6 protein-coding genes are annotated in these 8,731 nt (G+C 59.6%); 4 read left to right on the top strand and 2 right to left on the bottom strand.

Features of this window, described 5'->3' with window-relative positions:
- Positions 1–62 precede the first annotated feature (62 nt).
- The 3 genes from ALO64_RS09765 to ALO64_RS09755 all read left to right on the top strand — a co-directional run bounded on the left by ALO64_RS09765 (position 63) and on the right by ALO64_RS09755 (position 4,624).
- Positions 63–3,182 carry a transglycosylase domain-containing protein gene (locus tag ALO64_RS09765; RefSeq protein WP_044344710.1) on the top strand — a complete coding sequence of 1,040 codons (3,120 nt, stop codon included), beginning with the start codon at positions 63–65 and terminating at the stop codon, positions 3,180–3,182.
- A gap of 87 nt (positions 3,183–3,269) precedes the next feature.
- On the top strand, positions 3,270–3,860 hold the full coding sequence (locus ALO64_RS09760) for a PadR family transcriptional regulator (protein WP_002554881.1): 591 nt from the start codon (positions 3,270–3,272) through the stop codon (positions 3,858–3,860).
- Entirely contained in the window at positions 3,857–4,624 is a 768-nt protein-coding gene (locus tag ALO64_RS09755) for a siderophore-interacting protein (protein ID WP_044344711.1), read from the top strand. The genes ALO64_RS09760 and ALO64_RS09755 overlap by 4 nt, the downstream gene beginning before the upstream one ends.
- A 15-nt stretch (positions 4,625–4,639) precedes the next feature.
- Here the strand turns inward: ALO64_RS09755 and ALO64_RS09750 are convergent, their stop codons facing one another.
- Together ALO64_RS09750 and ALO64_RS09745 are read right to left on the bottom strand one after the other, a co-directional pair.
- Entirely contained in the window at positions 4,640–5,296 is a 657-nt protein-coding gene (locus ALO64_RS09750; RefSeq protein WP_044344713.1) for a Pr6Pr family membrane protein, read from the bottom strand.
- Between the two features lie 53 nt (positions 5,297–5,349).
- Positions 5,350–5,577 carry a VF530 family protein gene (locus ALO64_RS09745; protein ID WP_044344714.1) on the bottom strand — a complete coding sequence of 76 codons (228 nt, stop codon included), beginning with the start codon at positions 5,575–5,577 and terminating at the stop codon, positions 5,350–5,352.
- Between the two features lie 444 nt (positions 5,578–6,021).
- On the opposite strand from ALO64_RS09745, the gene ALO64_RS09740 reads away from it, so the two are divergent.
- On the top strand, positions 6,022–8,436 hold the full coding sequence (locus tag ALO64_RS09740; protein ID WP_044344715.1) for a glucose/quinate/shikimate family membrane-bound PQQ-dependent dehydrogenase: 2,415 nt from the start codon (positions 6,022–6,024) through the stop codon (positions 8,434–8,436).
- Positions 8,437–8,731: the final 295 nt, after the last annotated feature.

Raw genomic sequence — 8,731 nt, 5'->3', positions numbered from 1 at the left:
CTACTTCAGACCTTCCCTAAGCTTGGGTCAGGTGCGTTGAAAGGATGACCGGACAATCGACTATGGGCGTATTTCGGCATTCCGATAGCAAGCATGAAGCGCTGTCAGCTGACCGCCAGGATGACCCACGCGCGCCAAAGCGTCCGCGTCGCAAGCGATACGGGTGGTGGGTGTTTTGGGTGATTGTGGTGCTGGCCTGCATTGCGCTGGGTGTTGCAATAACGGTGGAGAGCCGCAGTTCAAGGCTGCAGGCGCGGGAGTTCAGCCGCTTTGCCGCGAGCCTGAGTTATTCGATGCAGCCTGGGCCGAGTCACGATGTGGTGTATCCAGGTGACGGGCCGTTCGACAGGCGCCTGGGCTATTCGTCGCTGGATGAGTTCCTGCAGCGTCTGCTCAAGCGCGATTATGTGATTACTCGCCAGACCCGTTTCTCACCAGAGCTGATGCGCTACGTTCAGCATGGCTTCTTCGTGCCTTACGAGGAAAAGACCCAGGCTGGCCTGTCGATCACTGATTGCCGAAACAAACCGTTGTATGAGTTCAGATACCCGCAGCAGTTTTATCCGACCTTTACCGCTATTCCGCCACTGCTGGTGAACAGCCTGCTGTTTATCGAAAACCGCGACTTGCTGGACCCGCAGCAACCCTTGGCCAACCCGGCAGTGGACTGGCCACGCTTCGTGAAGGCCGCGTGGTCGCAACTGGCGAAGATGTTCGCCCTCCCCGGCCAGTCGGCTGGCGGCAGTACGCTTGCCACTCAACTGGAAAAATATCGCCATTCACCCGACGGGCTGACGCTGTCGGGTTCAGAGAAGTTGCGGCAGATGATTTCCGCCAGCGTTCGCGCTTATCAACCGGGCAGCGAGACCCTCGCGGTACGCCAGCGGGTGGTGCGTGATTATCTGAACAGTGTGCCGTTGTCCGCGGTGCCGGGGCACGGTGAAGTGCATGGGCTGGCCGAAGGGTTGCGGGTGTGGTTCGGTGCGGATTTTGCCAAAACCAATGACTTACTGGCCTCCAGCCCCACAGACAAACAGCGGCTGGCCGACAAGGCGCTCGCCCTGCGCGAAGTGCTGTCACTGGTCATTGCCCAGCGTCGTCCGTCGCACTATCTGGCCAAGGGTCGCCTGGAACTGGCGGACCTGACCGACAGCCACCTACGTCTGCTGGCCCAGGCCAATGTCATTGATCAACCGCTGGCCGATGCCGCGTTGGCAGCCCAGGTCACCTACCGCGACTGGGCGCAGCAGCCGACCATTCAGCCTATCGAAACCAATAAAGGCATCAGTGTCGCGCGCACTCGTTTGTCGAACCTGCTCAATCGCCCGCTTTACGACCTGGACCGTCTTGATCTGTCGGCCACCAGTACCCTGCATGGCGAATTGCAGCGCAGCGTCAGCCAATACCTGCGTGACCTGGCCAACCCTGAGTTCGCTGCAAAAACCGGTTTGATGGGAGAGCGGCTGCTGACCCCGGCCAGTACAACCCAGGTACGCTATAGCTTCACGCTGTTCGAACGCGGCGTGGATGGCTCGCGGGTCAGGGTGCAGACCGACAGCACTGATCAGCCGTTCGACATCAACGAAGGCAGCAAGCTGGAACTGGGTTCGACCGCGAAGATGCGCGTGCTGACCACTTACCTGGAGATCATCGCCGAGCTGCACGGGCGGTATGGGAATCTGAGTACCGCGCAACTGCGCAAGGTGCCTGTCGAAGAACCTGACCGGCTGACTCGCTGGGCGGTGGATTACCTGCTGATTAACAAGGACCGTGATCTGGCGAAAATGCTCTCGGCCGCGCTGGATCGCACCTATTCGGCCAGCCCGGCAGAGGCGTTCTTCACCGGTGGTGGCATGCACCGTTTCAATAACTTCAGGCGCGAAGACAACGAGCGGATTCCCACCCTGCGCGAGTCGCTGCGTGAGTCGATCAACCTGCCGTTCATTCGCCTGATGCGCGATGTGGTGCGCTACAGCACGTATCAGGCGCCCAACAACAGCGCCGAGTTGCTCAAGGATGACGACAACCCGCGCCGTCAGGAATACCTCGCGCAGTTTGCCGACCGCGAGGGCACGGTGTTCCTGCTGCGCTTCTGGAAACGCTACAAGGAAAAGACCACTCAGGAACGCCTCGATACTTTTCTGGACGGTATCCATCCCACGGCCATCCGCTTGGCTGCCGTGCATCGCTACTTGCTGCCTGGGGCTGATCAAGCGACGTTCAACGCGTTCATCCGTGCGCATCTGGATGAGCCGAAAGCAACCTCGAAGCTGACCGACAAGCGTCTTGCCGACTTGTACAAGGGCTATGGGCCGGGCACTTACGACTTGCCCGATCAAGGCTACATCGCCCGAGTCCACCCGCTGGAACTGTGGCTGGTGGGCTACCTGCTCAAACACCCTGAAGCACAATTCAAGGACGCCGTGGCCGCCAGTCGTTACGAGCGTCAGGAAGTCTACGGCTGGCTGTTCAAGAGTCGCCACAAAAGCGCTCGCGACAGCCGCGTACGGACCATGATGGAGGTCGAAGCGTTTCTGGATATCGAACAGCGCTGGCAGCGCGTGGGCTATCCGTTCGACCATCTGGTGCCATCGCTGGCAACAGCTATCGGCAGCTCGGGTGATCGCCCGGCGGCGCTGGCCGAGCTGATCGGCATTATCCAGAACGACGGCATCCGTTTGCCGCCCGTGCGTATCGACAGTCTGCATTTTGCAGCTGGTACACCTTACGACACCGAACTGACCATCAACCCGGAGCTGGGCCAGCGCGTGCTGCCAGCAGAAGTTGCCGCGGCAATGCGCGAAGCCTTGTCGCAGGTGGTGGATGGCGGCACCGCCAAGCGTGTGCAAGGCACCTTCAAGATGCAGGACGGCAGCGTGCTGGCGATGGGCGGCAAGACTGGCACGGGTGATAACAGGATCGAGAGCATCGGCGCAGGCGGACGCATTCTCAGTTCCAGGGCGATCAATCGCACGGCGACCTTTGTGTTTTATATCGGCGACAACCACTTCGGCGCATTGACCGCGTTCGTACCGGGACGCGCCGCCGAAGGCTTTCGCTTCACCTCGGCGTTGCCGGTGCAGGTACTCAAAGGTATGGCTCCGATCCTGACCCCGTACCTGGAGAACCACGGACAGGCGATGTGCAATGCCCCGCTTGCCGACCCGCCCAAGGGTGTTTGACCGGCAATGACCGCTCGTCTGCCAGCTCTGTGATTACAATAAGATATATCTTAAGGTATATCTAACTTGTAACCAGAGATCAAAAACATGCGTGAAGATAAACACCCTCCCCACCACCGTCCGCCGCATCCTCGTGAACCAGGTGAAGATCGCGACGGTTTTGAAAAACGCCCAGGCCGTGAACGCGGTGGACGTGGCCCTCGGGTTTTCGCCCCTGGCGATCTGAAATTACTGCTGTTGGCACTGATCGCCGAACAGCCCGCACACGGCTATGACCTGATCCGCAAGATCGAAGGTCTGTTCGAGGGTGCGTACTGCCCCAGCCCCGGCGTTATCTACCCCACCCTGACGTTTCTTGAAGAAAGCGAAATGGTGGTCGGCGATGCCCAGGCTGGCAAGAAGCTCTACACCATCACCGATGCGGGTCGCCAATCCCTGGAAGATCAGGCCGTGGCGCTGGAAGGTGTGCGCATGCGCATCGATGTCAGCAAGCGCTCACTGCGCGGCCACGATCGTCCGCCGGAAATCCACGAAGCGGTGCACAACCTGCGCCACGCACTGCAGATGCACCACGGTCGCTGGACCCCGGAAGAAATTCTGCGGGTCAGCGAGTTGCTCAACAGCACGGCCAAGGCTGTCGTCGATGGGCCTCAACCTACCTCGGAGGAGTCGGCATGAATTCGCCCCAGTCAATCCATCGCGTCATGCATGAAATCAAGCGTCGCAAACTAAAAGTGTTGCGAGTCACAGAGCTGACGCCGCTGATGCGCCGCATTACCTTGCAGGGCCCGGAACTGGCAGGCTTCATCAGTCTGGGCACAGACGACCACGTTAAACTGTTTTTCCCGCAGACAGCGCAAGAACAGGCTGCCCTGGAAGACCTGGCCGCTACCAGCGACAAGGACGCACCACGTCCACCGATGCGCGATTACACCCCGCGTCGCTATGACGAAAGCAGCGGTGAGCTGGATATCGACTTCGTTCTGCACGGCGAAGGCCCGGCTGCCACCTGGGCGGCTCAGGCTGAACCGGGGCAATTTCTGCACATCGCAGGGCCAAAGGGTTCAATGGTAGTGCCGGACATGTTCGACAGCTACCTGCTGGTCGGCGATGAAACGGCGATTCCCGCCATCGCTCGACGCCTGGAGTCGCTGCCCGCCAACCGTGCTGCGCTGGTGGTGGTCGAAGTGGCCAACCCGCAGGAACAGCAGGTGTTCGACAGCGCCGCACAGGTCGACGTGATCTGGATCGTACGCGGCGAGCAGAGCCTGGTGGATGTCACGCGTCGCCTGGAGATGCCCGAGGGCAAGCTGTACGCGTGGGTCGCGACCGAATCCGCGCTGTCACGCAAGCTGCGCCGTGTGCTGCTCGATGAGTTCGGCCTGCAAGAGGATTTCGTCAAGGCCGCTGGCTACTGGAAGCTGGACGGCACTGAAGAATAGGCAAGCCTGGGCGACTCACATCGTGCGACGAGCCGCCCATCTGTCGACCCAAAGCAGCAACAGTGCAACCAGCAAGAACCCGAGCAGCACGCCCAGCGCGTTGATGAATGCCTTTGGAAAACCGATCGTGCCGACATCGATGAATGGATACAGGTAGTCACCAAGCATGTGGCCACGCAGCAGGACGTAGGCGAAGTAGATGATCGGATAGATCGCCCACAGCGGTACATGGCGCAAGCGCAACGCGCCTTTGGGCACGTACAGCCACCAGTACAGTACGAACGCCAGCGGCATTATGTCGTGCAGCAACTCATCGGCCACCCACTGCCAGCCTTGCGGGTGCCACAGATGGCGCAACAGAATGTTGTAAGCGATGCCCACCAGCGCAATGCTCACCGCAATGCCGCCGCATACCACCGGGTGCCGGAAAAAACGGTGGCCTGCCGACTGCCGCGCCGTCAGGGCACAACTCAGCGCGACAGCTGCCAGGGTGTTGGTCAGTACGGTAAAGAAACTTAAAAACCGCACCAGCCCGCCCAGCAGACTGGCGTGATCGGCATAACGGCCAATGAAGATCAGGTACAGCTGGATGACCAGCCCCGACCAGCCGAGGCAGGCTGCAACAAGGGTGTAATAGCGCTGTCCCTGCGCAGTTGAGTGTTCGCGGTGCATCAATCGTTATCCTTGAGTTCCAGCGTCCATGCCGGGCTTTTCTGGCGGGACTGTTACCAGCCTTTGCCGCGATGCAACTTCACATACAACGCTTCAACCTTTTCACGCGCCCAGGGCGTCTTGCGCAGAAAAGTCAGACTGGATTTGATGCTCGGATCGCTTTTGAAACAGCGAATGTCGATGCGCTCGGCCATGCCGGACCATTCGTAATGTTCGAACAGAGCCCTGAGAATCTGCTCCAGCGTGACGCCGTGCAGCGGATCGGAATTGGGTGTTGTCATGATGAGCCTTGAAGCTGATGAAGAGGGATAGCAGCCTGAACAGCTTCCTGGAGCGCGCAGGTCTTCCCGAAAAGTTTGCCATTGTAAGCGCCGCGCTTTCATAAAACACAGTCGACTTGAGCCACTGTTGCCGACCTTGCAATGATCCATGTCAGGTTTATCGCTTTTAGAAAAATCGTTAGCGTCCTATCATTGCGCGTTTAAGGACTTCAGGTTTCCTTTCTGAAGAGGCTCCGCTGAATAAACACCTATGCACGAATTCGGGCGGCAATGGTCTACGAATCAATGACCGGGCCGCGCTGAATGGGCAACCGTGTTCTGTGTGATGTTGAATTCGACCGTCGGTGATTCGTTTCAATAAACAGCCTCAGGGAATGCTGCCAGGGTCGGCGGCGTACATGAAAACAAGATATCAACTACTTATTTCTCGCGGAGATTCGCATTATGAGCACTGACAGTGCTTCAAATAGAAATCGCCTGTTGCCGACCCTGCTCGGGCTGGTGATCCTGTTGATGGGGCTGGCCTTGCTGGTCGGTGGTGCCCGACTGCTGCAACTGGATGGCTCGTTGTATTACCTGTTGGCCGGTATCGGCTTCGCCGTGACCGGCGTGTTGCTGATCACTGGTCGCGCGGCTGCGCTGGGCCTTTATGCACTGCTGCTGTTCGCGAGCACTGTATGGTCGTTGTGGGAAGTCGGACTCGACTGGTGGCAATTGGTACCACGCCTGGCGCTGTGGTTCGCACTGGGCATCGTCCTGCTGCTGCCGTGGTTCCGCAAGCCACTGCTGCGCAATGGCCCGGCGCGCCTGGGCACTGGCGCATTGAGCGTTGCTGTCGTGCTGGCCGGTCTGACCGCGCTGGCGAGCCAGTTCACTAACCCTGGCCGTATCGAAGGCCAGCTGGACCGCGAAACTGCCGGCACCACCAACACCGCTCCGGCCATGCCTGACGGCGACTGGCAGTCCTACGGCCGTACCGCATTCGGTGACCGCTACTCGCCTCTGGCGCAGATCACGCCGGAAAACGTCAACAAACTGGAACCGGCCTGGACCTTCCGCACTGGCGACATCCCTGGGCCGAACGACCCGGGTGAAACCACTGCCGAGAACACACCGCTCAAGGTGAACGGCATGCTCTACGTGTGCACGCCGCACAGCCAGGTGATCGCACTTGATCCGGATTCGGGTAAGGAAATCTGGCGCTTCGACCCGAAACTCAGCACCCAGAATGCGAAAAACTTCAAAGGCTGGGCGCACATGACCTGCCGTGGCGTCACTTATCATGACGACGCAGCCTATGCAGCCAGCGCCCCGGCACAAAGCCCGGCAGCACCGGCCGCAGCCAGCGCCACTTCAAATGCATGCCCACGCAGAATCTTCCTGCCGACTGCCGACACCCGTCTGATCGCGCTGAACGCCGATACCGGCAAAATGTGTGAAGACTTCGGCAACAAGGGTTCGGTTGACCTGACTGCCAACATGGGTACGTTTGCTCCGGGCGGCTATTACTCCACGTCGCCACCGGCAGTGACCAAAGACCTGGTGATCATCGGCGGCCACGTTACCGATAACGTCTCTATGGACGAACCGTCCGGCGTGATCCGTGCCTACGACGTGCACACTGGCCGTCTGGTCTGGAACTGGGACAGCGGCAACCCGGAAGAGACTGCGCAGATTGCCGAAGGCAAGATCTACACGCGCAACTCGCCGAACATGTGGTCCATGTTCAGCGTCGATGAAAAGCTCGGCATGATCTACCTGCCGATGGGTAACCAGACGCCTGACCAATGGGGCGGCGATCGTACGCCGGATTCCGAGAAATACAGCGCGGGTCTGGTTGCACTGGACATCGCGACGGGTCGCGTACGTTGGAATTACCAGTTCACCCACCATGACCTGTGGGACATGGACGTGGGTGGTCAACCGACCCTGCTGGACATGAAAACGGCTGATGGCGTGAAGCCGGCGGTATTGGCATCGACCAAGCAGGGCAGCATCTACGTGCTGGACCGCAGCACCGGTCAGCCCATTGTGCCGATCAACGAAATACCGGTTCCGCAAGGCGCTGTTGCAGGCGATCACACCTCGCCGACCCAGCCCAAGTCCGACCTGAACTTCATGCCGCCGCTTAAAGAGCGCGACATGTGGGGCGTGACGCCATTTGACCAGATGATGTGCCGAATCGACTTCAAGTCGCTGCGCTACGACGGCCCGTTCACGCCGCCATCGCTGCAGGGTTCGATTGTTTATCCGGGTAACTTCGGCGTGTTCGACTGGGGCGGTATTTCCGTCGACCCGGTTCGTCAGATTGCCTTCGTCAACCCGAGCTACATGGCGTTCCGTTCAAAGCTGGTGCCTGCTGCCGAAGTCGAAGGCGGCCCTGGCCGCAAGAGCGAAACCGAAGGCGTGCAGCCGAACAAGGGCGCACCTTATGGCGTGATCCTGGAAGCACTGCTGTCGCCAATGGGCCTGCCGTGCCAGGCACCGGCGTGGGGTTACGTGGCGGCGGTCGATCTGACCACCCACAAAACCATCTGGATGCACAAAAACGGTACCGTGCGTGACAGTTCGCCAATCCCGATCCCGCTGACCATGGGCGTTCCAAGCCTGGGTGGCCCGATCACAACGGCGAGCGGTCTGGCCTTCCTGAGCGGTACGCTTGACCAATACCTGCGCGCCTACGATGTACGTAACGGCAAACAGCTGTGGGAAGGTCGCCTGCCAGCAGGCGCCCAAACCACACCGATGACCTACACCGGCAAGGACGGTCAGCAATACGTGCTGGTCGTGGCGGGCGGTCACGGTTCACTGGGCACCAAACAGGGTGACTACGTGATGGCATTCAAACTGCCGAAGTGATGCATTAGTGCGGTAAATGGAAAGCGGCTATCGAGAGGTAGCCGCTTTTTTTGTTGCTACTGAAACCTTGTCTCGGCTGCATTTGCTACCGGACAAGGCTGTAGATCTATGACGCGGAGCGTCACGAAATGCATGCCAACGCAGAGCATTGGCACGATGGCGCTCTGACGATTATCCTTCCGCACGCTCCAGCGTGGGAACGCCGTTCTGGAAGCTCTGCGTCAGCTCTTGAATGTGCGGTGCGGCGCAGACCTGTGACGCGGAGCGTCACGAAATGCATGCCAACGCAGAGCAT

Source organism: Pseudomonas meliae, from assembly GCF_001400515.1.
Classification (GTDB): Bacteria; Pseudomonadota; Gammaproteobacteria; order Pseudomonadales; family Pseudomonadaceae; genus Aquipseudomonas; species Aquipseudomonas amygdali.
The sequence above is the reverse complement of the archived record's forward strand: the minus strand, read 5'-3'. Positions and strand labels throughout refer to the sequence as shown.

Coding starts and splice junctions, on each gene's coding strand:
- ALO64_RS09765 (WP_044344710.1), top strand. CDS start 63: ATGGGCGTATTTCGGCATTCCGATAGCAAGCATGAAGCGCTGTCAGCT.
- ALO64_RS09760 (WP_002554881.1), top strand. CDS start 3,270: ATGCGTGAAGATAAACACCCTCCCCACCACCGTCCGCCGCATCCTCGT.
- ALO64_RS09755 (WP_044344711.1), top strand. CDS start 3,857: ATGAATTCGCCCCAGTCAATCCATCGCGTCATGCATGAAATCAAGCGT.
- ALO64_RS09750 (WP_044344713.1), bottom strand. CDS start 5,296: ATGCACCGCGAACACTCAACTGCGCAGGGACAGCGCTATTACACCCTT.
- ALO64_RS09745 (WP_044344714.1), bottom strand. CDS start 5,577: ATGACAACACCCAATTCCGATCCGCTGCACGGCGTCACGCTGGAGCAG.
- ALO64_RS09740 (WP_044344715.1), top strand. CDS start 6,022: ATGAGCACTGACAGTGCTTCAAATAGAAATCGCCTGTTGCCGACCCTG.